At 40.5% G+C, this 24,460-nt stretch carries 18 protein-coding genes and 1 pseudogene; 5 read left to right on the top strand and 14 right to left on the bottom strand.

Annotation, left to right across the window (positions count from 1 at the left end):
* Positions 1-17 precede the first annotated feature (17 nt).
* Both glcF and QZZ55_RS08940 read left to right on the top strand, forming a co-directional pair.
* Positions 18-1,280 (top strand): glycolate oxidase subunit GlcF, encoded by a 1,263-nt coding sequence (glcF, locus tag QZZ55_RS08945; protein ID WP_293266981.1) that lies wholly within the window; start codon positions 18-20, stop codon positions 1,278-1,280.
* Positions 1,281-1,329: 49 nt separating this feature from the next.
* Entirely contained in the window at positions 1,330-2,385 is a 1,056-nt protein-coding gene (locus QZZ55_RS08940) for a TRAP transporter substrate-binding protein (protein ID WP_293266980.1), read from the top strand.
* A 97-nt stretch (positions 2,386-2,482) separates the two neighbouring features.
* On the opposite strand, the gene QZZ55_RS08935 is transcribed toward QZZ55_RS08940, so the two are convergent.
* The 9 genes from QZZ55_RS08935 to QZZ55_RS08895 all read right to left on the bottom strand — a co-directional run bounded on the left by QZZ55_RS08935 (position 2,483) and on the right by QZZ55_RS08895 (position 15,519).
* Entirely contained in the window at positions 2,483-3,955 is a 1,473-nt protein-coding gene (locus QZZ55_RS08935; RefSeq protein WP_293266979.1) for a hypothetical protein, read from the bottom strand.
* Positions 3,956-4,011: 56 nt separating this feature from the next.
* The gene (locus QZZ55_RS08930; protein ID WP_293266978.1) at positions 4,012-4,953 is read right to left on the bottom strand and encodes a DUF6384 family protein; all 942 of its coding nucleotides are present in this window, start codon (positions 4,951-4,953) and stop codon (positions 4,012-4,014) included.
* Positions 4,954-5,007: 54 nt separating this feature from the next.
* Positions 5,008-6,192: a hypothetical protein gene (locus QZZ55_RS08925; protein WP_293266977.1), complete on the bottom strand. Its 1,185-nt coding sequence runs from the start codon at positions 6,190-6,192 to the stop codon at positions 5,008-5,010.
* A gap of 117 nt (positions 6,193-6,309) precedes the next feature.
* Positions 6,310-8,406, bottom strand: a complete 2,097-nt coding sequence (locus QZZ55_RS08920; protein ID WP_293266976.1) for an EAL domain-containing protein — start codon at positions 8,404-8,406, stop codon at positions 6,310-6,312.
* Positions 8,403-10,724, bottom strand: a complete 2,322-nt coding sequence (locus tag QZZ55_RS08915; protein ID WP_293266975.1) for an ATP-binding protein — start codon at positions 10,722-10,724, stop codon at positions 8,403-8,405. Before QZZ55_RS08915 ends, QZZ55_RS08920 begins: the two co-directional genes overlap by 4 nt.
* Positions 10,724-11,257, bottom strand: coding sequence for a YfiR family protein (locus tag QZZ55_RS08910; RefSeq protein ID WP_293266974.1), 534 nt, complete (start codon positions 11,255-11,257; stop codon positions 10,724-10,726). Before QZZ55_RS08910 ends, QZZ55_RS08915 begins: the two co-directional genes overlap by 1 nt.
* A 17-nt stretch (positions 11,258-11,274) precedes the next feature.
* On the bottom strand, positions 11,275-13,332 hold the full coding sequence (locus QZZ55_RS08905; protein WP_293266973.1) for a TonB-dependent receptor plug domain-containing protein: 2,058 nt from the start codon (positions 13,330-13,332) through the stop codon (positions 11,275-11,277).
* 314 nt (positions 13,333-13,646) lie between these two features.
* Complete coding sequence (locus tag QZZ55_RS08900) at positions 13,647-14,324, bottom strand: DUF480 domain-containing protein (RefSeq protein WP_366512302.1); 678 nt, start codon at positions 14,322-14,324, stop codon at positions 13,647-13,649.
* A gap of 160 nt (positions 14,325-14,484) precedes the next feature.
* The gene (locus QZZ55_RS08895) at positions 14,485-15,519 is read right to left on the bottom strand and encodes a nitronate monooxygenase (RefSeq protein ID WP_293266971.1); all 1,035 of its coding nucleotides are present in this window, start codon (positions 15,517-15,519) and stop codon (positions 14,485-14,487) included.
* Positions 15,520-15,763: 244 nt separating this feature from the next.
* Here QZZ55_RS08895 and QZZ55_RS08890 point away from each other — a divergent pair, with 244 nt between their 5' ends.
* Positions 15,764-16,789: a zinc-binding alcohol dehydrogenase family protein gene (locus QZZ55_RS08890; protein WP_293266970.1), complete on the top strand. Its 1,026-nt coding sequence runs from the start codon at positions 15,764-15,766 to the stop codon at positions 16,787-16,789.
* Positions 16,790-16,819: 30 nt separating this feature from the next.
* A complete protein-coding gene (locus QZZ55_RS08885; protein WP_293266969.1) occupies positions 16,820-17,110 on the top strand; it encodes a putative quinol monooxygenase in 291 nt (96 codons plus the stop codon).
* A 170-nt stretch (positions 17,111-17,280) separates the two neighbouring features.
* Here QZZ55_RS08885 and QZZ55_RS08880 read toward each other — a convergent pair whose 3' ends face one another.
* The 5 genes from QZZ55_RS08880 to QZZ55_RS08860 form a co-directional block, all read right to left on the bottom strand.
* On the bottom strand, positions 17,281-17,511 hold the full coding sequence (locus QZZ55_RS08880; protein WP_293266968.1) for a hypothetical protein: 231 nt from the start codon (positions 17,509-17,511) through the stop codon (positions 17,281-17,283).
* 322 nt (positions 17,512-17,833) lie between these two features.
* The gene (locus QZZ55_RS08875; RefSeq protein WP_293266967.1) at positions 17,834-18,445 is read right to left on the bottom strand and encodes an alpha-ketoglutarate-dependent dioxygenase AlkB; all 612 of its coding nucleotides are present in this window, start codon (positions 18,443-18,445) and stop codon (positions 17,834-17,836) included.
* A gap of 105 nt (positions 18,446-18,550) precedes the next feature.
* Positions 18,551-19,294: a transporter substrate-binding domain-containing protein gene (locus tag QZZ55_RS08870; RefSeq protein ID WP_293266966.1), complete on the bottom strand. Its 744-nt coding sequence runs from the start codon at positions 19,292-19,294 to the stop codon at positions 18,551-18,553.
* A gap of 285 nt (positions 19,295-19,579) precedes the next feature.
* Positions 19,580-20,425, bottom strand: a complete 846-nt coding sequence (locus QZZ55_RS08865; RefSeq protein ID WP_293266965.1) for a methylated-DNA--[protein]-cysteine S-methyltransferase — start codon at positions 20,423-20,425, stop codon at positions 19,580-19,582.
* 348 nt (positions 20,426-20,773) lie between these two features.
* Positions 20,774-22,867 (bottom strand): methyl-accepting chemotaxis protein, encoded by a 2,094-nt coding sequence (locus QZZ55_RS08860; RefSeq protein WP_293266964.1) that lies wholly within the window; start codon positions 22,865-22,867, stop codon positions 20,774-20,776.
* A gap of 585 nt (positions 22,868-23,452) precedes the next feature.
* Between QZZ55_RS08860 and QZZ55_RS08855 the strand changes: the two are divergent.
* Positions 23,453-24,460: pseudogene (locus tag QZZ55_RS08855) on the top strand (hypothetical protein); the annotation flags it as partial.

The following is a 24,460-nucleotide window of genomic DNA, read 5'->3' as shown; positions in this document are numbered from 1 at the left end:
ACGCTGGGGGAGATACCGTGCAGACCAACATAGCTGAATTCATTAATAGCACCGCGCAAGGAAAAGAGGCCGATACTATCCTGCGTAAATGCGTACATTGCGGTTTCTGTCTAGCAACGTGCCCGACCTACAATTTACGAGGAAATGAATTAGACAGCCCTCGGGGGCGCATCTATTTAATTAAACAGGTTTTAGAGGGACAGCCAGCCTCCGCAATCACACAATCACATCTTGATGCTTGCCTCAACTGTCGCGCTTGTGAAACAACCTGTCCCGCCAATGTTGATTACCACAGCCTGCTTGATATCGGCGTGCAAGTTGTAGAAAAGCAAGTACCTCGTTCCTTTGCACAAAAAGCGCTACGCCATTCAATACTCAGCGTTCTTCCTTATCCAGATCGTTTTACTCCCCTACTGAGAGCCGCGCAATATATTCGACCACTCCTACCAAAAGTACTAAAAGCCAAAATTCCTTTGCGGCCATTAAAAATCAATTGGCCGATACGAGTGCATAAAAAACGAATGCTAGTACTAGAAGGCTGCGTTCAACCCGGACTCGCACCAGATATTAATGCAGCAACAGCAAGGGTCTTAAACCAATTCGATATCTCCCTAATAATTGCAGATAAAGCAGGCTGTTGTGGTGCGATAAGTTACCACCTGAATAAGCAGGAAGACGGGCGGGACTTTATGCGCAACAATATAGACGCATGGTGGCCAATAATAGAGAACGGCTGTGAAGCAATAGTAATGACTGCCAGTGGTTGTGGATCGACAGTAAAAGAGTATGGAAAACTACTTAAAAATGATCCTTTATATGCTAATAAAGCAGCGCACGTATCTGCACTAACAAAAGATTTGGTTGAGGTGTTAACTGATCTTCCATTAGAAAAACTCACTCTAAAGGCTACTCCCAGCGTTGCTTTTCAATGCCCCTGCTCTCTACAGCATGCTCAAGGCTTATCAGGCTCAGTTGAAGCTGTATTAACCAGATTAGGCTTTCCAATAAAACCCGTCAGTGATGGACACATTTGCTGTGGGTCTGCAGGCACCTACTCTATTTTTCAGCCAAAACTCGCTACTCAGCTAGGTATAGAGAAAATTGAAGCACTTGATAAAGCAAATCCTGACATCATCGGCAGTGCCAATATTGGCTGCATTACACATCTTTCGAATAAAACCAAGATCCCTATACAGCACTGGATTCAGATCATTGATACAGCCATGAAGAACACTAAAAAAAATAGTTCACTTTCACACCCTAAAACTCACCATTCATAGCGTTGAAAACAAGCCTTTATTGAAGGCATACAATAAGAAGGTAATTCATATGATAATAAAAACATTCATTAAATCATCTGCAGGTCTATCATTAGGTCTTCTACTATCAGGCAGTGTACTTGCTGATTCTGTTATGCGAGTTGCTAGCTGGCTTCCGCCAACACACCCTCAGAATGCCATTGTTCTAACAACGTGGGGGAAGTGGATAGAAGAGGCCACTCAAGGCCGGGTAAAAATGAAGATTGAATACGGTATGGGTCACCCTAAAACCATGTTCGACCTCGTGGAAGATAATGTTGTTGATGCTAGTTGGAGCGTTCATGGTTATATACCCGGACGCTTTAAATTGACAGAGTCTGTAGAACTACCAAATCTAAACGCAAATGCCGAAGCGGCCTCTGTCGCATTTTGGCGAGTTAGTAACAAATATTATAAGCAGGCAAACGAACACGATGGGCTTGTTGTAGCCGCCCTTTTCACACATGGCCCTGGACAAATACATTTAGCAGAACCAATCAACTCCCTTGCTGATATGAAACATCGTAAGATTCGTCTAGGCGGTGGAATCCAAACACAACTTGGTGAGCGCATGGGCGTAACCGCCGTTGGGGCACCGGCACCTAAAGTGTACGAAATGATGCAGCAGCGTGTAGTTGATGGTGTATTCATCCCTGTAGGTGAACAAAAGACTTTGCGCTTGAACGAAGTCACCAAGCAACTCGTTTTATTACCCGGTGGCATGTACGTCATGAGCTTTTCTATCTTTATGAATCCAGACTTCTTAGACAGCCTTAGCAAAGAAGACAAAGCGGCAGTTCTTTCCGTTTCTGGCGAGAAACTATCAGCCCTTGCAGGGCAAGCATGGGATGGCGGTGATGCCGAAGGACTTATTGCTGCCAAAAAAGCAGGGGTTTCAATTTTGGAAGTTAAAAAAGGTGACCTCATCGATAAGGAGTTTCAAGCCATGATTATTGGTATGGATGAAGACTACCTTGAGCGTGTTTCCAAGCGCGATGTGGATGCAGCCGCTGCATTAAAAGAGCTACGTAACATTGCGAGAAGCTATGTGCCTGAAAGCGCACAAACTAAAACAGCTCAAAACTGACACATATCTAGTAAATCTTAACTAATAACAACGTTCACTCTGGTTATCCAAACACGCATTCCCTGAGGATATCCAGAGTGCTTTTTGACGTCCTATATTAGAAACCACCGCCTGTGCTGAACCCGCCGCCACCACTGCGTTTACTACGCCCACTGCCCGGTATGCGAAAGCCTCCGCTTCCACCTCGCGAACTTGGCCATCTAAATGTACTGTTCCGATTTGAAGTTTGCCTACTTGAAGATCTACCACTGATACCATCGCTCCCAAAATCGGGCTGGGCGCCGCGATTATCATAGCGCTGGTTACGTTTAAGAACACGCCAAACATCGCTGCCCGCGACGACCCCTTGTAAAAACTGGCCTAGTACAGACTTAATAAGCGCTTCATTACCAAAACCCGAACGTACATCATCAAAGCGATTATTCTTGAAGTTATGCCGCACACTTTCAAGCTCTTTTAGCTTTGCTATTTTCGCCGAGTGTGCTCGTCTTAAATCGGTTAGGTCGTCTTCGTTATCTTCATAATTGTCCTGAAACTGATGAAGCTCTCTTACCAGCTCATCATCGACAGGAGATAAAGTCGCCTTCACATAACGGTCAATTTGATAAACATCTTTATGCGCCATAGCATCACTTAAACATTGAATACTACGTTGTGTATATTCATCCGACCCAGAAGCAAACCCAGCTCGTTTTTCCAAAGCAAAACTCAACTCATTTTCTAAGGCTTCAATTTGGTCGTCCTGCTCATCGAGTCTTACGCGAGCCTCTTCCAAGCGCTGTTCAACGGCCGGCACACCGCCATCAGACAGAGCCTTCTGTTCTAATGCCTGTAATTCTAAAAACTCGCCGTCAGCTTCCGTTTTTACTCTTTCAGCATGAGCAGCTAAGCGCTTTGGTATCTCTTGAAGATTCCAATAATTTACGCGATTTCGTTCATACTGTATTAGGTCTGCAACCCATTTATCGAGAGCGCGTGTCAACAACCCGCCTTCGTAATCGGGGGTTGTGTACTTTCGCCCCCATAAGTACATAAACAACTTATCATTTTGATACGGTTCATCTTTGATATCCATATCAGATTGAGCTGTCTCACTTTTTTGCAGCGCCTCAGCTGCTATTGATTCAGCTTTACTAGCACGTTCAAATTGCGCCAGATAGGCGGTGTCAGTTCGTAAGGTATTTTGGATAGACGTTTCATTTTCTGCTAGGTCGGCTGATACCGCATTAGCAACTGACAATAATTTCTCACGTGCTATTTCAGCCTTCTCCAACTGCTGCTTGAGATCTTTTATGTCGTGCTCAACCTGCTGAACATGCTGAATGCGATCGCTCAATATATTTTTTGCATTCAAGTCAGCAGCCGTAAGCGTGTCTTGAAGTTGCCCTGTATCAATCTCTAATAAGCGCACCTTGGCAATCTCATGAATCACATTACCTTGTTGGCGGAGGTTCTCAGTCAAGCTCTCAGTCAGGTGCGTTAAATTCTGATCCAGACGGTCAATATCATCACGCACCGACCTTAAAGTGCTATCGATACTATTTAAGGCTGTTGAACCACTCCACATCATCTAAACCCTTCTATAAATATGTGCTGATAAAAATATGTAAAAACGTAAAGCCATTTTTACCATTGCGTAATAGTGGCACCACTGGTGGCAATTTTATATTTTGGTTTTAAATATCCTGCCGGTTTCTCACCCACAATGTTTAACTGAATAATACCGTCATCACGCTTATCCGCCGCCACTGAGTTGAAGGTTCTATAATCCACTCGTATCCCCCATTTGTCGACGTCATTGCGCTTACCTGATTCTTCGCTCACTACCGGTAAGGTTAAAACAGTATCTGCTCGGCCTATTGCTTCAACAATTAAATAGTAGTTTCTGGCATTAGAGTTAACATCAGGAATACGCCACACACCTGACTGTTCTCCTGCACGAGATACTATTCTAATTTTATAACTCGCTCTCAATTGAATGAGTATGTTTTCCATATCTCTAAGTAAAGACTCAGCAACTTTAGGTTTATTGTTGTTTAAAGCAGCGATAGCCGAGCCTTTCAACTCTTCTGCTTGCACTACTACAGAAGGGTTCTTAGCAACGGTCTGTATTTCACTGTAAGTTTGCTTCAAGTCGCTAGGTAGCGCTTGAAGCGCCAACTGTTGCGGCCTTTCATTAATGAAATAATTTCCTCCATATAGAACAACGCCAACCAACAAGAGCGCGGCAAGAGGTTTACCCCAGGTTTTACGGCTTACATAAAGATGAGCTAGTTTGGTAGAGAAACTTTTCTTCGCCGGATAGTATTTAAAACGGTCTTCATCAAGAGCTCTAATCCCCTCTTCCAATATATGATCAGGGACATCCATCCCCTGCTCCGCATAGATTTCACGCAAACGCTCCAACAGTTGTTCACGCCGAGCATTAGTATCAAGCTCTCTTTCAACCATGCCTTGACGGTGACGCAGCGTGTCCACTACATCCATCGCCACCATAATATCTTCAAGTTTTGCTCTGGGCACTTCCACTTGGTCAGCAGAAGTACTTGCCGCATTAATACTATCCATTCATTTACTCGCCACTTTTGAACACATCTTAAATAAGAATTAACAACAACCTAGCTATTTGCTCCCTTGAGAGAAATCAGGCAATGGCAAGGAACCACCTCGCTGAATAACTCGGGCTAAGCGCTGTTTTCCTTCTTCGACAGAATCACGAATTTCTTCAGCATTTTTAGTTGATAGCACTCGCATCTCTTCTATGATTTCTTGCGAACGCTCTTGAAAGTTAACAACAGAGTCAACCAGCTTTTTCACAGACTCGGCGCGTATAGTTGGGCCATAGCCTGCTTTAATAGCCGCCTCTTGTACCTTTCCACCGATAGACGCTAGATCTTCTAAACTTTTAGAAACACCATCTTTCATTGCATTAAGAGTTTCAGTACTTTCATGCAAACCAAACATACCTGTGTAGGATGCAGTTAAGGCTGTAAACACGGATTCATTCGTGCCAAAGAAAGTAATCGATTGCTTATATACACGGTCTTTAGCACTGTTGGTTTGCATCAAACGCATCATAATAACTTCAGAGGTGTTGTAGCTGACGGTCAGATTATCTGAAAGATCTTTGGCAACCTGGTACCGGTCTTCAGCAAACTGTAAACTACGCATGCTTTCATCACGCGCTAGCTCGAGCTTAGCTCGATCTGCAAGATCATCACCGACAAACCGCTCTACCTTCTCGCCTGCTTGTTTAAGCGCTTCTTTCTCGGTATTCCACAATGCCTCTGTTTGCTTTAATAAATCCAATGCATAGATTTCGGATTCTTTAATGGCACCACGAAAATCTTGATAGGCATTTAGAATGACATGTTCACGCTCAATCTGATCTTTAGAATCGCGCGCCACTTCTAGGTAAGTATCTTTTATCTTATCGAAACGACTAGCGATATCTCCACGGGTAACTTTCATCCATACGTTACTAGCACGCTCAAATGTATCCACCTTGCCATCTTCGACTTGCTCAACCATCTTTTTGGCGTCATCGCGAATACTATTAAATGATTCAGTGATCTCAGCGTAACGCTGACCAATTTTCATCTGAGAAACTTGTTCGCGCACAATTTCATTAAAAACTGAAGCCTGAGTTAATGTTCGTGCAATGGCTAAGGCTTTAGTCTCATCAATATCAGACAAACGCTCGATAAGCGCCACAACTGGGGCTTCATCTACTTTTTCAGGCATCAAGCCTAAATCCCGCACCTGAGAGAGTGCTTTATCAAGATACTTAAAGGTCGAATTTGACATGATGGCTCCTTGTTAGTAAATGAAAAGGTGCGCCTATGCAGCACCAAATTCAGTAGTTGTTAAATACTATATGCCAGAAAGATGTAGCGGAGATTAACGCGAAATAAAATACGTCTATTATTTGATCAACAAATCAATCAACTCAACCGGTAATGGCTTACTGAAAAAGAAGCCTTGGAACTGAGTACACCCCATGTTAGTTAAACCTTCAACCTGCTCTTTGGTCTCAACTCCCTCAGCAACACTCAATAACCCAAGGTTGTTTGCTAACTGAAGAATGGTCTGGGCGATGGCGGCGTCTTTTTTATTGGTAACTATCTCATCAACGAATGACTTATCCACTTTTAGTGTGTCTATAGGGAATTTTTTTAAGTAGCTTAAAGAAGAGTAACCTGTGCCAAAGTCATCAATAGCTAAATTGATACCTAAACTTTTTAGTGATACGAGCAACTTCAGAGTTTCATTAACATTTTGAATAATGGCCGATTCAGTAATCTCTAACTCAAGTAAAGAAGGATCTAGCCCGGACACTTCCAGAGCACTGAGAACCTGCTCAGAAAGGTTTTTATGACTAAATTGAAGAGCCGACAAATTAACAGCCATACGATAAGATTTAGTGCTTTTTTGTGACCATTCATGTGCTTGCTTGCATGCTTCCTCTAACACCCAAGCACCAATGGGCACTATGAGCCCAGAGGATTCAGCGATGCTCATAAACTTATCGGGAGATAACAACCCTTTGGTTGGATGATTCCATCGAAGCAACGCCTCAAAACCGATGATTTCTTTATCTTCACCGTTAAACTGAGGTTGATAATAAATAACTAATTCATTATTAAACAAAGCAGATCGTAGATCGTTTTCAATTGAAAGCCTGTTTTTGTGGTAGACATTCAACTCTTCTGAAAAAAACTGGTAATTATTTCTACCACTTTCTTTGGCGTGATACATAGCCACATCAGCATTTTGCAGCAGCTCTTGGACGTTATCACTATCATCAGGATACAAAGCAATACCGACTGTCGCTGTAATATAAACAGTATGGCTATCAAGGATAAAAGGTTGAGATAAGGAGTCGAGCACCCTCTGGGCAATCGTTACGACATTATCAACAGCATTCACTTCACATAGTAAAACGGTAAATTCATCACCGGCTAAGCGTGCCACTTTATTTTGTGAGTCATCAATTCCAACTGAAATAACATCTGACATGCGAACCGAGTTTTTGATTCGGCTCGCTGTTTGTGTCAATACCTGGTCACCTACATGATGACCATAGCTATCGTTAATATTTTTGAAATGATCTAGATCGATAAACAAAAGTGAGACCTTCTCATCTCGGCGTCTCGCCATTGATAAAGATGCCTCAAACTGATCTAAAAATAAGCGCCTATTCGGCAGCTTTGTCAGAGTGTCGTAATACGCATAATATGATATTTCTTTCTCTGTATTCTTTTGCGAAGTTATATCATGCAAGGTACCAATAATGCGTTTGTAACCGTACTCTTCAATTATATCGGTGCGGTCGTGGAAAATAATTATTTCATCATCGGCCCGCCTCACACGGTACTCGATATCATACGATTTATTTTCACGCAATGCCTGACGAAAAGCACTATTGAATAAGCGCCGATCTTCAGGATGAATACACTTTAAAACAGAACGGTACTTTACTGAGGTGTTTATATTTTTAATACCTAGCATAGAAAGTAACTCTGCAGAGCACTCAATAAAACCGGACTTATAATCCCATTCCCAGTACCCTAAACGCGCAATAGATTGCGCTTTAGACAGCTTTGATTGGTTACGACTCAACTCTAAGAGTGTTTTATTTGCTTTAAGAATATAGCGTACGCGATGTTTAAAAAGAGGCCACTTCAAAGGCTTCGTCATAAAATCAGTTGCGCCCACCTCAAAAGCGGTTTCGATGTCTTCTGGCTTATCAAGTGCAGTGACCATTACTATCGCGCATTGCGCGCCCATATCTGAGCTTCTTAGCAACTGACAACACTCAAACCCCGACATACCTGGCATAGTAACATCCAATAACACTATGTCAGGTGATACTTTTTGAAAAACTTGGAGAGCTTGATCACCACACGTCGCTTCAAATACTGTTAATTCCTTATCCTGCAATGCATGCTTCATTAGCATGCGGATACCTGGATCATCATCAACAATAAGTACTGTATACAACGTATTTATATCATTCATATTGACGAGTCCTCTAACAGTCCCTTTAAAGTTTCTGTGGTTTGCTCGAAACAGCTAAATAATAACGGTAACAAATTGCTAGCCTCACCAATAACACCTTCACGTCCTATGCCCTCTAACCTTCTAGCTATATCAGATAAACTTTCAGCACCAATATTCGCAGAACTTGATTTAAGTGAGTGAGCAGACAAAAATAAGGACTCATTGTCATTATTCTGGACAGCCTTTTTAATAGTTTCTAAAAGAGCAGGTGTTCTATCGAAAAATAACTCTACTATTTGTTTTACAATAGTATTGTCCGACGTAATATTTGCTATTTCCTCTAAAACATTTGCGTTAACAAGTTTAAAGGTATCATCAGCGACAAGGTCAGCAGAAGCAGATGACTCTTCTCCCATCCATTTATTCAAACACAACTCTAGACTTTCACGCGTAAAGGGTTTTAATAAAATATCATTCGCCCCAGCATGACGAAATATTTTCCTTACGGTTGGCTGTATATCGGCCGTTAAAGCGATAATAGGCGTAGCATAGTTAACAGACCCTTGATCTAAATGACGTATTTTCTTTGTTGCCTCAACCCCATCAGCAAGAGGCATATGATAATCCATAAAAATCAAGTCATATTTATTAATAGTTGCCTCAGATATTGCCTCTATACCATCAGAAACCACATGGCACGAATGGCCAAAAGTAATTAGTAAATTCTTTATTACCATCTGATTTATCTCATTATCTTCCGCAATGAGTATTTTCCCTTTCTTGTGAGAAGATACCTTATCTATCTTGTTAATATTAATAGACGACAAATCCAAATTTACTTTTGTCAGCGGTATAGAAAACCAAAACTCACTTCCTTTCCCTACTTTACTCTGGACACCATACTGTCCATTCATCAACTCAATTAATTGTTTACAAATGGCAAGACCAAGCCCGGTTCCACCATACTGGCGTGTGATTGTGCTATCTGCTTGTACGAAAGGTGAGAAAATATCTTCTAAAAATTCAGGCGCTATTCCAACACCTGTATCTTTTATCGTAAACCTAAGTACTGCTTCTGAATGTCGATAAGACTGAGAAACTGTAACCATCACTTTTCCAGAATCAGTAAATTTCACTGCATTATTAATTATATTACTCAGCACTTGTCTAATACGCATAGAGTCACCTAAGTAAAAACCTTTAGACTCCTCAGATATTTCTAGTTTAATCTCAATGTCTTTCTTTTTTGCTATAGGTATTAACGACTCAACAACAGCAGTAACAAGAGAGGCCAAACTAAACTCACTGTTATCAACTTCAACTTTATGTGCGTCTAACTTTGAAAAATCCAAAATCTCATTCAATAGAGACAGTAATGATTGTGCTGATATATTTAAGTATTTAATCGTTTCAGTTACTTCTTTATTAAAACTCTGTAATTTCAACAGCTCTGAAAACCCAATAATTCCATTGAGGGGGGTTCTTACTTCATGGCTCATGACTGCTAAGAATTCAGATTTAGCACGATTACCTTCATTGGCTAAACTTAACGCTGCAGCCAAATCTTTAGTTCTTGATTCAACTCTGGCCTCTAAATCTGCATTAATCAACTCTAATTGATTATCTCTTTTATAAATCTCAGCTAACATATAGTTAAAGTTACGGCCTAATACTTCAAACTCAGTCGTGGAGCTTTCCGGTGCAAGTTTCGTATAATCTTTTTCATCAGCTATATTTTTTATAGTAGAAATAAGCTCATCAAGTGGTTTAGTAAAAATTCTTTGCAAAAAAAACATAATTATAAAACTAACAACAAATGCCAAGGAACTTATTATAAAAGCCCAATAATATAAATTATTAATTCTATGTTTAAATGTCATAAGATTATCAGCAATATAAACTAAACCAATCACTTCATTTTCACTAAATATTGGCATGTAAGATCGTAGTCCACTTTTATTACTACGGATCAATTTTTTTTCATTGCCAATTATAGTCAGTATTTCATGCTCTATAATTTTTTGATTAAGTTCATACCTTTTATATTCTGAAAAAACATTTCCATTCATATCGTAAATTATAGCGTTATATATATCTGGTTTCGCTTTTAGCGAGCTCAAGGTCTTATTTGCTGATATAGGATCTGAAAAAAGTAAAGCGGCTACTATATTTTCAGCAACCATTTCACTAATAGATATCAACTCACTCTCAGCTTGTGACTTTGCCGCCCTAGTTTGGCTATCAATGACTGCTAATAAAATAATTATTGTCACCAATACAACAAGAAAAATCATTGACAACAACAGCCTAACTTTTAAGGATTTAAACATGGCCATCAGTGTTTAACCTCTACAGCCAACTTTAACATTTGAGAACTAAGAACTATGTCTGATCCACCCACTGCCTCTAAGTCAATAAGAAATCTTAGCCTATTATCCCTAACTGTTATCTCTATCATGCCTCCTTCATCATAAAACCCTGAAATATCAGATACAGTTAGAATAGGTTTACCTTTAACTTTTATAAATAAACGATTTAAAATTTCTCGCTGCGACTTATCAATAAAAAGAAGATTGCAGTGTTCAACATCGTTGATATTTTTAATTTGTTTTATTGAAATTTTTAATTGAGAAATCTTCTTACCTGAAAGTCTCTCCATTCCCGGTTTATAACGCTCACTAAAATAGCAAACAGCCATACTCTTTTTGATACTACCGTTTGGCCATTTCGTAAACTTGGTGAAGTTATAAAGCAATGCTGCTTTTAGCTGATAGATATCAGCACTCTGAGCGTTCACAGCAGTACTAAAAGGAATAAAAAATAATACCCCTAACAATAAGATCAATTTAATAAATAGCTTACGCATCATGTTCAACGTCATCGCTATCAAAATAAAACAGATAACTTGCCATAAAACGAAGGCTCTACCCGATATGGTATATGAAACTGTTCAGCTTCATACTCAACGTATGAACCGCCTAACAAGTTCTTGCCATATAACGAAAGAGTAACATCTGATACGGGCAGCCAGTTTACCCCTATATCAACTCCATGATGACTGCGAATAGTTTTATTAGTAAAGGTAAAAGGAGACAGTGCCGGTACATCACTGGTATAACGCCATGTTGCATTCATATCAATATATTTATTAAGAGACCAATCAGCATTTATGGATACTATATGCTTTGGAGCGTCAGTATTTTGAGTGATGCTCTCACTAAAATCACCCTCAAATAAACTATAGTTCAACTTCATTTTAAAATTATTAGCCACTAACCATTGTGCAGAGGTTTCTATCCCATAACTATGTCCATAGTCATTATTTGAAAAAAAGTTCCGCTGCGTAATAAAGCCACTCGATAAGGTGCTCAAATCCGGGGGGCCGATAGTTACTGAACGAAGGCCATTATAATCATTGTAAAATACTGAGCTATCAAGAGAAAACACGCTAGAGGGTGTGAATCTATATCCTATTTCGTAAGTGACTAACTCTTCCGATTCATAATCATCATTACCAGCCACAACGACTTTCGTTAAAAAAGGTGCCGCAGGCATCAACGACGAAACTCTTACATTTGGAGGAATATTTACAGCATTAATCGACCAGTTATTCTCTGCTCTTGATGGTGTTCTCACTGAGTAAGCAACAGATGACCATAAGGTACTTACATCATCAACTTTATATAACAAACGTAAATTCGGCTGGACTTCAATTCCTGTATAACTGTTGTTCTCAATTCGTGAAGCGAGCGTTAACCAGAGAGTATCTTCAAGTAGCGTAATCTCATCACGAAAAAAAGCACTCCAGAGCTCGGTAGAGGCATCTTCATTAGATGGAGAGATAATTGCCGCCGCATTAATATCATCACTTATATAACGATAACCAAGACCCCAAACAATATTATGGTTAGTACCTGCCTTAAACTGATATTGAAAATCTACATCCACGGTGTCAGTGGTAAAACCCAAAAAACTTTCATCACGTCGAGCATGATCATAATATGCTTGGATACTGTATTCAGAAGTAGCTGAGACTGCCTCTGTATATTTTGCTAAAAGATTCCAACCATTCGCATCAAACTCATCGCTGTAAAACTCACCATAAAAAGGAGGGTTCATAGTGGGAGTAAATAGTGTTTGTTGTAACTGACTACGATAAAAATCAGCACTGACAGTTAATGAAGCAACACTTCCCACGGGTATATCAACTCGCCCACCTCCTTGTACATTTCCCCAGTCATTATCTGAACTAACGCCATTCATTAATAAGCGCTGTGGGAACAACATATCTTGGTTATTAAAAGTTAGAGAGTCTCTCTCGAACCCTTTTGCATAGCCACGAAAAGTTACTCCTCCATCTAACTTTCCACCAAAACGAAAACTGGCAAAACCTTGTTCATAATCACCAGCGCCTGCTTCTAAGTATACGCCCTGCGTATCCGCGCTATGCTTAGTGATGATATTTATCACACCATTAACCGCATTAGCTCCCCACATCGCTGCGCCTGGCCCACGAATAACCTCAATACGCTCTATATCTGCCATTAGAGTGTCCTGAACCTCCCAGTAAACGCCTGAGAACTCGGGGGAATAAAGCGTACGGCCATCCATCATGACCAGTAGTTTATTATTGTATCGACCATTAAACCCTCGGCTACCAATAGCCCACTTTTGTGAATCTAATTGAGCAACGTGCAGGCCGGGAACATCACGCAATGCTTGAGGAATGGAAGTAGCTCCTGAGCGCTGAATATCATCACTGGTAATGACATAAATTGCAGCAGGAGCTTTAGATAAAGCCTGCGGTTGTTTTGAAACAGAGGTAACTTCAACATCAAGTAGCTCCTGCAAACTCAATTCAAAGTTATCAGGTTCACTACTGGCTTGTATTATTGGAGAAAAGAGAAATGTTAAGCATGCCGTATAGGTGTACACTTTTTTCATGACAGAGGGCCCATTTTCCACTCGGCGCTGAACCAAATGCACTATCGATTAGTAGTGCATATTGCAATTCATCAAAACTTTTTAAAGGTATTCGCTATACATTGAGCAAAACTAAAATTCATGCTCTATTTAGCTATAAACATTACCTCTTACTAATAGCCAAAGCTTAGTACACTTTCGAAAAAATGGGACGCAAACTCTAGGATTACTCTATATCCTTTAGTGATAGAGCTAACTTGCATAATAAGGGGTGAGTGGAGTGCAAACACCCCCTGTTTACTGACTATTCTCTACCTGCCAAGTAGCGAACGAACTTATTCTAACCACTCCGTAAATTGCGCCTTTAATGAAGTTAGCTCTCGCTCAAGTTCTGTTACGCGTAACTCCAACGATTCAACCTTATCTTTATCCTCTCTTGCTCCCTGCGAATGCACTGTATTTTTCCTAGTGAACCCAAAATCGGAAGAAGCACCATCTGAAATATCAACCTCACCACTAAATTGATGAGCATAGCGAGACTCTCTCTTTCCTGGTTCACGAGGCAAGCAGACTACATATGATCCATTCTCTGGGCCACTTAAGTTCAGCAGTACTTTCTCAACATCATGGACATCGCCAAACTTACACAGTCGATTAGTTCGAGTACGCAACTCTCCAGGGGTTTGAGCCCCTCGTAAAAATAAAGTACAAATAATACCTAAGGCCTGCTCGCTGAGCTGTAATTCACTAAACTCAGTGTTACAGAAACGGTGCTTATATTTAACAACTCGGCTACCAAAGCCTACCTCTTCTTTGATCAATCGTTTTTTTGTCAGCTCATCTAGTATTTCTTGAACCTCAGACTCACCAAGCCCCATAACAGGCTCTCGATTGCTTTTCTGGTTACACGCCGCTGTTAATGAATTCAATGACAAAGGGTATTGATCTGGTGTTGTTATCTCTTTCTCAATCAAGCAACCAATAACACGGGTTTGGTTTAGGCTTAAATCCATGTCCACAATGTTTCCCCATACAAATTCTTAAACACAGGATAACGACTACCTGCCTCTTCAAAGCTTATAGTTGCGTCAATAATCTACTGACTCTTCGATACACTTTGTAATCAATATAAGATTCACACTCTTTGAAAAGCAAATGGAATTTAATAAATAGTTAGCCCTTTGCAAGTTCCTTTGTTAATTGAGCAGCAGATATTTCTTTACACCCAGTCACATTTTGCCCAGCCCATAGTGGAGAAAAATCTCCCTTGCCTTGTGCTTCAGCTGCAGCTCTTAGCGGTGCAATTGCCGTGGTTGCTAAAGGAAAAGCAGGAGTAACTGTACTCATGGGCCCTAACTCTTGCATCACTCTATTTACAATGCCTCGTGCAGGGCCGCCAGAGAACAAATTAGTCAATGCCGTGTTATCAACAGCCTGACTTTTCAATGCTTCACGATGTATTTTGCTAGTATTTGCCTCTGGGCATAACAAATAAGCGGTGCCTACCTGAACACCTGCAGCACCTAATGCAAGGGCAGCCTCTACACCAGCGGCATCCGCTATTCCTCCCGCGGCGATAACCGGCACTTTTACAGCATTTACAACCTGTCTTAACAGTGCGAATGTTCCCACTTGTGTATTAATATCATCTGTAAGGAAGATACCTCGGTGCCCACCTGCTTCCAGCCCTTGAGCAATAATGCCATCGACTCCTTGCTGCTCCAACCACAGAGCTTCTTCCACTGTCGTGGCAGACGATAAAACTTTAGCACCCCAGCTATGCACTTCTGCTACAAGTTTAGATGTGGGTAAACCAAAATGAAAACTAACAACCGCTGGCTTAAATTCTTTAAGGAGTGCTGCCGTATCCTCATTAAATGCTGCCCGACCAGGACCCTGAGGGATTTCTCTTTGATCAATATCATACTCGTCATAGAATGGGCTTAGCGCCTCACGCCATTTCTTCTCCTGTTGAGCACTTTCTTCAGGAGGAGTATGACAAAAAAAGTTTACGTTAAAAGGCTTGTTGGTTTCCTTCTGAATGGTTTCCAGTTCAGTCCGTAACGCCTGTGTACTTAACATGGCACAAGGTAAAGAACCTAAGCCGCCAGCATTAGATACTGCAATAGTTAACGCACTACCTTGCACACCCGCCATTGGCGCCTGAATGACCGGCAACTCAATACCAAATAGCTCTTGAATAAGCATAAAAAAAATCCCATTTAAAATGATATAAGAACACCGACATTAAGTGCGAAAGCACTCGCCGTTTTGCGCACGATATAAACATCACACTATTCCATTAAGAAATATAGAGCGCTAAAAACCTCAAGTCTTTTCAAAAAAGATATCTATTTATCAAATATTTTTTGAAAGTGATTAAACAACTACCCTGTTTTTACTTTATATCCATTCGCACATAATAGCTCCATAACATTCTTGGAGATACACAATGAAAGCATTTGGTTACTTGAACTCATTAGATATTACTCAACCAGATTCATTGGTTGAATTTGAACAACCCATCCCCTCCCCTTTAGGTCGAGACTTGCTAGTAAAGATTGAAGCAATCTCAGTTAATCCTGTGGATGCAAAAATTCGAATGAGAGTTCAACCCGAAAATGGCGATCACAAAATACTGGGTTGGGATGCAGTAGGCGAAGTTATTGAGGTAGGTAATGAAACATCAATTTATAACAAAGGTGACAAAGTATGGTATGCAGGGGACTTAACTAGGCCAGGTACCAACGTAGAATACCATCTAGTTGATGAGCGCATTGTGGGCCATAAGCCTGCGTCCGTGACGAATGCAGAAGCAGCCGCATTTCCACTCACCTCTATTACAGCGTGGGAACTGTTATTTGATCGCTTACAGATTCAACAAAGCACTACGAAGGACTCACAACCTAACCAGCAGATTCTGGTCATTGGTGCAGCAGGTGGTGTAGGTTCTATTTTGGTTCAGCTCGCATCGAAGCTAACGAATGCTCTGGTTATCGGTACCGCCTCACGTCCCGAGAGCCAGCAATGGGTTGCAGAACTAGGAGCTAATCACGTCATTGATCACCGCAAACCTTTAAGCGAAGAACTGGAGCGTATTGGTGTTCCCAATGTATCTCATGTTATTAGCCTGAATGCCACTGAGCAGCACTTTACCGAGATTGCTAAGGTCATTGCTCCGCAAGGAAAGTTTGCTTTGATCGATGATCCCAGCACCCCACTAGATATTGGCTTATTAAAAATGAAATCAGTCTCGTTGCATTGGGAGTTTATGTACACCCGCTCAATGTTTGGCACTGCTGATATGGGTAAGCAAGGCGAGCTACTTAATAAGGTTGCAGATTTAATTGATTCGGGTGAAATAAAAACAACGATGGGGCAACATTATGGCGTAATTACTGCGGACAATTTAAAACGCGCTCATGCGGATCTCGAGCGTGGTAAAACCATCGGAAAAATTGTTTTAGAAGGTTTTTAAATCCACTACTTATTAATGGAGACTTTACCGATGAAAAGCACACTCACTATAGTAGCTCGAATTGAAGCAAACCTAGACAAGGTAGAATTGGTTAAAACAGAACTGATCAAACTGATTGAACCAACACGTAAGGAAACGGGTTGCATTCAATATGACCTTCATAAGGATAATGATAACCCGACAGTATTCTTATTTTATGAAAACTGGGAAACACGTGACCTTTGGCAAAAGCATATGAAAAATGACCATTTAAAAGCATATATGGAAGCCACCGAAGGAGCAGTAGCAAGCTTCACATTAAATGAAATGAGCCGTATATAAATTTCTAGACGTGATCGAGTACCTCGCTGAAAAGAGTACCTACATTTTATAAAAATGACCGAGCCCACCTGGCAATGGTCATTCTTATTCTTTTCAGAGTTCTTGATAGCGCCTCGAAGAAACTCCACTGACTTCATTAAAGTCAGTGGATCGAGCACCGCATCGGCTACTTATGACGTCTCAAGTTGATTTAGTAACGTTATTTTTGCCCTATCGAAAGACTCAATATCATCAGACTTAGCCCGAGCGCATGAGTATTTTGAATACTCGCCTAACTTTCTATTAACACTATCCGCCAAATTCTGACGCTCTTTATCAGATGCGCATGTTTTAAATTCACGATTCAGGCTACGAAGATCATCAGTAGCATTTCTAAATTTAGCGATATTAACTTCAACCATTGTGATTCCTTTCGACAATTCAGTTACGGCGGAAAAATTATATACAAAAACATCTTTGCGCTACAAGCCGTTTTCCCATTGTATGAGTGGTCTAAGTAAATATACTAAAAGGCTTACAATGCCATCGCTTATAAAAACACCGTCAGAGTCCAAATAATAATTCATGCTTATTTAACTATTATTTATTTGGGGTTGCGATTATCGAGCCTCTCTCTTTAACAACCGAGATAGCTTAGTGCCTCACTTAGCAATACTAAAGCCATCTGAAACAACCCCATTACTATTAATCACACTCCTTACTCCCGAGTATGCCGCAATAGTGCTAGCTCACTTCAATGGTACGAAATGTGAGATTAATACGTGGCGTAGAAACCACTTTTGTAGGTGGAAGACGATGTAACCAGTGTGTTTGCGTTTCCCCTTTCATAACCAGCAAGCTACCGTGCTGTAACACTTGAGAGATGTTCTCTTTTGATTTTTTGTGCTTGAAAGCAAACTTTCTTACAGCCCCCAAACTCAAAGAACCAATAGCGCCGTTTTTCTTTAAGTCGAGTTCTGCATCACTATGCCAAGCCATACCCTCGCTGCCATCATGATAAAGATTAAGCAAACAAGAATTATAAATTTCGCCGCTTTCTTTTTCGACTAGCGCTTTAAGCACTAGCAGCTCTTTTGTCCATGGTAATGCAGTTTTGGTAGTGTTGGAGTAAGTATAGGGAAAAGGGTTATCTCCATGCCAAGCAACTTTACGCTTGGTAATGATTTTTTTACCAAAGATTACTGCTTCGTCATTTCTCCATTCAATATTACTGAGTAAAGCCTTATAGTAATGATCCGATTCATACAACGACATTACAGGCCCATAATAATGCACTGTACCATTATAAGGGAGCAAATTTCGTAGCGTGCCTTCTAGTTGCTCAAATAGATCCATACGTTAACTCAAGAAGCATTGTCAGGTGAAGTATAACTGTGAGTATACGCTGGTATTTTACATCTAAGAACTACATCCTTGTAGTAATATAAATGATGTTTAATGCTACTGATACTTAGATTTTATTTTTTCTGTGACCCCTTCAGCAACCATTTTTTTCAACTCGGCATTAAGTTTATTAATAAGAGCATCATCTGCTGACTTATTAAACGCTAAAGACATAATAGTTTTCTTAAATACCAAAGCAGGCTCTAAGCCACTTACGCCCTGTTGTTTTGCATAGTAAGGCCCTAACAAATGCCCAGTAGCCCATAAATCAATACGTCCCGACTGGAGTTTTAATACATTTTTTTCATCTTTTGCAACATTTTTAACCTTAAATCCTTCTGACTCTAAGAATAAAGAAGTGGCATCACCACTGTATGCGCCTACCTTATATTTTTTTGCATCTTCAAGGCTACTTAGTGAAATATCACTATCTTTTTTCTTTAACAAAACCCAGTTATTTTCTACAATAGGCCCTACCCATTTAAATAATTCTTCTCGTTCAGGTGTCCTTGTAGTAGAAAAAACGGCGCTATTCTCTTCTTTTAGAGCTTTTCCATAGGCCCGCTGCCAAGGTAAAAAATGCATTTCATAGTCAACACCTGCCCGTGAAAATAACTCTTTTACAATATCTGTAGATATACCAGTAATACTCCCGTCTTTACTTCTCATATTAAATGGAGGGTAGTTCTCAGTTGTAAGAGAAATTTTCTCTGCATAAACGTTCACAGATCCAAATCCTAGTAGAATAGTAAAAGCTAAAATCACACTGGAGGTAAGTTTTTTATATGAATATTTTTTCATTTTATCTACGCATCCCGTTATTTTTATTAAATTGAATCATGACTTATTTATTAAAATAGTAGGTCACACTTTAAGTTTGTTGAAATATGCTTGTTTGTCAAATAAACCTCAAACAAAAGTATTAGGCTTGTTGCCTCTATTATCGAACAACCTTATAAAGGCCTTTTCCTATATATTTCATGTGACAAATACCAGTGCATAAATCAAGAAAGGAACAATTAAATCCAAAACTATGTCTGTAATTCTAAAAGCTCTGTACTTTTTCTTCTTATACAATTCTAACCACTATAACGCCGCTTCTTGTGATGCTTCCCAACCAATAATGGCTGATTTTCGAGTAGCTCCCCACATATAGCCACCCACATGTCCATTCGCCTGTATGACTCGGTGGCAAGGAATAAGGAAAGCTACCGGGTTACTCCCAATGGCTGTACCGACCGCCCTAGACGCTTTAGGATTGCCCATTGCCGTTGCTATTTCACCATAGCTAGCAAGGTGACCTTTAGGTATTTTAAGCAAGCTATCCCATACTTTTAATTGAAATACAGTGCCATGTAAATGCAGTTTAATCTGATCTAATTTCTGCCAATCTTTTTGGAATATTAATAAAGCATCTTGTTGAAATTTATCAACATGATGCTGATAAAAACCGTAAGGAAAACGTTGTTTAAGCGTTACTAGCGCCTGTTCTGCATCCTCCTCAAACGCCATATGGCAAACGCCCTTCCCCGTTGATGCAACAATTATTTGACCAAAAGGGCTTTGCGCAAAACTGTAGTTTATCTGTAGGGCTTCGCCTCCTTTTTTAAACTCGCCTGGCGTCATTCCTTCAATATTTATAAACAGGTCATGCAAACGACTGGTACCTGAAAGCCCCGTTTCATATGCCGTATCCAGCAAACTTAAATGTTGATCCTTTAGCAATCGCTTTGCATATTCAAGGCTGATATATTGCATGAACTTTTTCGGGCTCACACCCGCCCAATCAGAAAACAGACGTTGAAAGTGAAACGGACTGAGGTTTGCTGCTGCCGCGATTTCATTCAAAGAAGGCTGCTCTTTAAAGTTATCTTTGATGTATGCAATTGCCTCAGCAATGCGAGCGTAGTTCATATTATCTTTATCAGTCATGATGCACTGCTTCTCCAACTAACACGCTACGAAATTATCACTTGAATGTAGAACAGATAATAAGAATCAAGACTAAAAGAGTCGACCCGAATCTTGCTTTAAAAAGTAACGCTATACGTTTAGGTAACTGCGCACCATTTTTAGCAAATATTTCATACCCTCTCTAATGGAGCCTCAATGAGAGACTGAAGAGATGATAGCCACCACTTAATGGCTACTAACTAAATAAAAAATCATTAAGAAAACTATAATCACTCTGAAATCTCCCGCCCCAATGGGCGGGAAATTTTTGGCGTGTAGGTAGGAATAACTGTACAACCACTCAGTAATAGTAATTAGCTACGACCATTAGTAGTGGAAGCGCCCTAATTGATTTTCCAATTTTTTCACCAGACTTAATAGCGATTGGCTTTCCTGATTTGCCTCAACCACACCATCAGATACCAAGTTGGTTTCATCACTTATATTAACAATGTTGCGTGTAATATCTTCTGTAACCGCTCTTTGCTCTTCAACGACACTCGCCATTTGAGTAGTCATGTTATCTATTTCAGAAATCGCCGTCACAACATGTTGTAAATGTTGAGAGGCTTCTTCTGCCAGTGTTAAGCAGTTACCCGATTGCTCATTTCCTTTTTTCATCGCATGAACCGCATTTTTAGCACGCCCTTGCAGTTTATCGATCAGCGTCTGAATTTCGCCTGTCGACTGCTGAGTTTTTGATGCTAGATTACGCACTTCATCAGCAACAACTGAAAAGCCTCGTCCAGAATCACCTGCACGGGCAGCCTCAATAGCCGCGTTTAATGCCAATAAGTTGGTTTGTTCGGAGATACCTTGAATGGCATCGACAATTTGACTGATGTTGTTACTGTCTTGGGCAAGCAAGTCCATCAGCTCTGATGTATTGCTAATTTGTTCAGAAAGCTCACGAATGGAACTAGTACTTTCCTCAAGGTTCATGGCACTACTGTCGACCGACCCTTTAGCTTCACTGGACGAGTCGGCTGTTGTTATCGCAATTTGCGCAACCTCACTCGCAGATGCAGCCAACTCTGTAATAGCAGCAGCAATTTGATCCACTTCAGCCCGCTGTTTCTCTATACCCAGAGCACTATTGTTCGATATCTCTGAAGCTCGGCGCGTAGACCGTTCAACATTCGCCATCTCAGTCGCTATGTCTTTGACAATAACATGAGTCTTTTCGATAAAAGCATCAATACCATTGGCTAAGTCACCTACTTCATCATCTCTTTGCAGTTTCAATCTTTGCGTAAGATCGCCATCATGAGATGCTAATTGATTAATCATATCTGCTGCACGACGAATTGGAGCAGCGATGCTTTGAGCAATAATAGTGAGCAAGACAATACCTAAACCCGTAATGATTAAACCTATAATAATGGATGTCACTAGGCTTTCATTAAACTGCGTAGACATTGATTGCTGAGTTTTAATTGCGCCAGCTAATACGACGGACTCATCAAGATTAATAACCACCGCCCAAGGCGTACTAACCCCCTCAAGGTTAATAGGCTGAACAGCCCATAAATGCCCATCGGCTTCTAGTATTTTTTGCTCACCATTAGCTATCAATGCTAACAATTGATTTTTTTGTTGGCCTTGGTAGACTTTAGCTAGGGCTTGTTGATCATCTGAATCAGCGGCAACAAGTCCTGTATTACTGATCAATAAAACTTGCCCTTGGCCTGAATAGAGTAACTGATCGGCGTCCTTTACCAGCTTACTTAAAAAGCTAAGCTCCATATCGATACCCGTCATACCTTTAACTTGGCCATTAACCAAAATAGGCAAGGTAATTGATGTACCAACAATGGTACGCCCGCCCGCTTCCCATGAATAAGGTTCAGCTAGACAGGTTTTAGCCGTATCTAGTGGACAGGTATACCATGCAGAATCTGTACTTCCTTTTGCAATATTTTCATACACTGTTTTTAGGTTTAACGGCCTAAAACCTAAACTGCCATCACCTTTACGAAACCAATAAGGAGCAAACTGCCCATTCTCATGAGTATGCTTACTGCCGATAAACTCTTGGTCTTTACCATCTACTGCATTTTTCTTCCACGCTATATACGTCCCTGTCACACTAGTATTTTGTTCAATAACGTCTTTCGTATATTCATAAAAGGGCTGTCGCTGAGTATCACTTCCATTTTGGCGAATGAAACTCCCCATCGTCTCAGCCATACTCTTAGCAACGTACAAAGCCTTATTCAGCTCGGCTGCCGTTTTACCCGCCTGAGCATCAGATAATGTAGATAATTGTGCACGGGCTTTCTCTGTTAGCTCCTGGCTAACCAGAGCTACTGTTTGAACTTCTACTTCATTATTTTTCCAAGCAACAACGCTTAGTAGAATGATGGAGGAAAGTGTCAGGCATGCACCGGTAGCCAAGGCAATTCTATTTTTAATTTTCATGTAAACATCTCAATTACAAAGAGTTAGCTTATTTTTTATACTTAATTAAACCGTGCAAATTATCCGTCAGTGTTACCCATATTGAACATTATCCGTAAAGTACCTAACCCAATATGCCGCCAACCTATACCTTTATCTGACTCGCTATTTAACACAGGTACCACTCACATTATTACCCACATAAAACACACTGAAAATAGAATAGTTTTCTCTATTCGTTCTCCAGAAACGCCTCACTTTTGTATATAAGGAATACCTATTTGAAGTGTAGCAGTAGTCCTAAAAAAAGCTCTCTAGGGGCATTGAAAAAACTAAGTTCTTTTAGAGTTCAAACCTTTGTAAGCACCTAATCTATAGAGTCTATCTTATGACTTTCGAGGTATAGTTTAAAAAAAGCCCGCAATAAGCGGGCTTTTGGACATGTTCAGATAATTGGAGAGTTTACGGATTAGAGCAGGGATCAGCAGCAGTTAAGTTGACTGTGCCTTTTTAGGTGCTAACTTATTAATAACAACGAAGACCCATACTGCCCCTATCACATCATTCTATCTACAGAACTTACCCGTCTCTGTAATAGGGAGACATATGACGAACCAAAGTGTACATGCCAATATTGAAAACCAGTCTCATGATTTATCACAGGTGGGAAAGAAAAGTGATAGGTTTACTGCATTAGCTCACTTTGTTCTGGCGGCTATTATTTTTACAATTTACGCTGATCAGGTTTGTCCGGTTTTAGAGTTATTGTCTCCGCTTCACCTTTTTGCACCAATTATTTTGGCTTACCCATTGCGAGTGCTATTTCTTACCACTCATCAAACACCCTCATACGAGCGCCGAATTGTTCAGCAGTTCATGTTAGATATCAGCCTCTTTCTCTTCGCAGGTATTGGTCTGGTAGTTATCAATTTGATGGCTTATGGCGCCCCCTGGCATAGCAATGCAAAAGTTCTAGTCGGCATGGCTATGTTAGGCCTTTTTGTCGCTGCAGATTTAGCGTTAACAGCGGAGCGCCAGTTGATTCAGGAGCTGGTACATTCAAAATGTAATCTGGAGTTGAGCCAGTACTTTGTTTCATTTGCTCAAAAATTCAACATGATGGCGATTACAATTATTGTTAGCACCGCACTTGTTCTTTTTTTAGTCGTCAACAAGGATTTAGACTGGCTATTGACCGAAGGCATACACAAAGGCGCTGATTCTGCTCGAAACAGTATCTTGCTAGAAGTGCTAATCGTTATGTTTGTTATATTGGCTTACAGCATCCGTATTATTTTATCCTACACAAAAAATTTGAAAATATATTTAACCAACGAAACCCAAGTTTTGACAGCCGCCGCCAAGGGAGATCTATCAGTTCGTATTCCCATCGCCAGTCAGGATGAGTTTGGCCATATGGCTAAAGAGACCAATGCAGTGATCAGTCATCTGCAGACGTATCAAACAGAACTGATCACTACGCGGGATGTATCTATTCTTGCTCTCGCCTCATTAGCAGAAACTCGTGACAATGAAACCGGTGCTCATATCCTTAGGACTCAGCGTTATGTGAAAGTTCTGGCAGAGCATTTAAGCCATCACCAGGATTTTTCT

The sequence above is a fragment of the Neptunomonas sp. genome (assembly GCF_016744175.1).
Classification (GTDB): Bacteria; Pseudomonadota; Gammaproteobacteria; order Pseudomonadales; family Balneatricaceae; genus Neptunomonas.
This window is presented reverse-complemented; position numbering and strand designations above follow the sequence as displayed.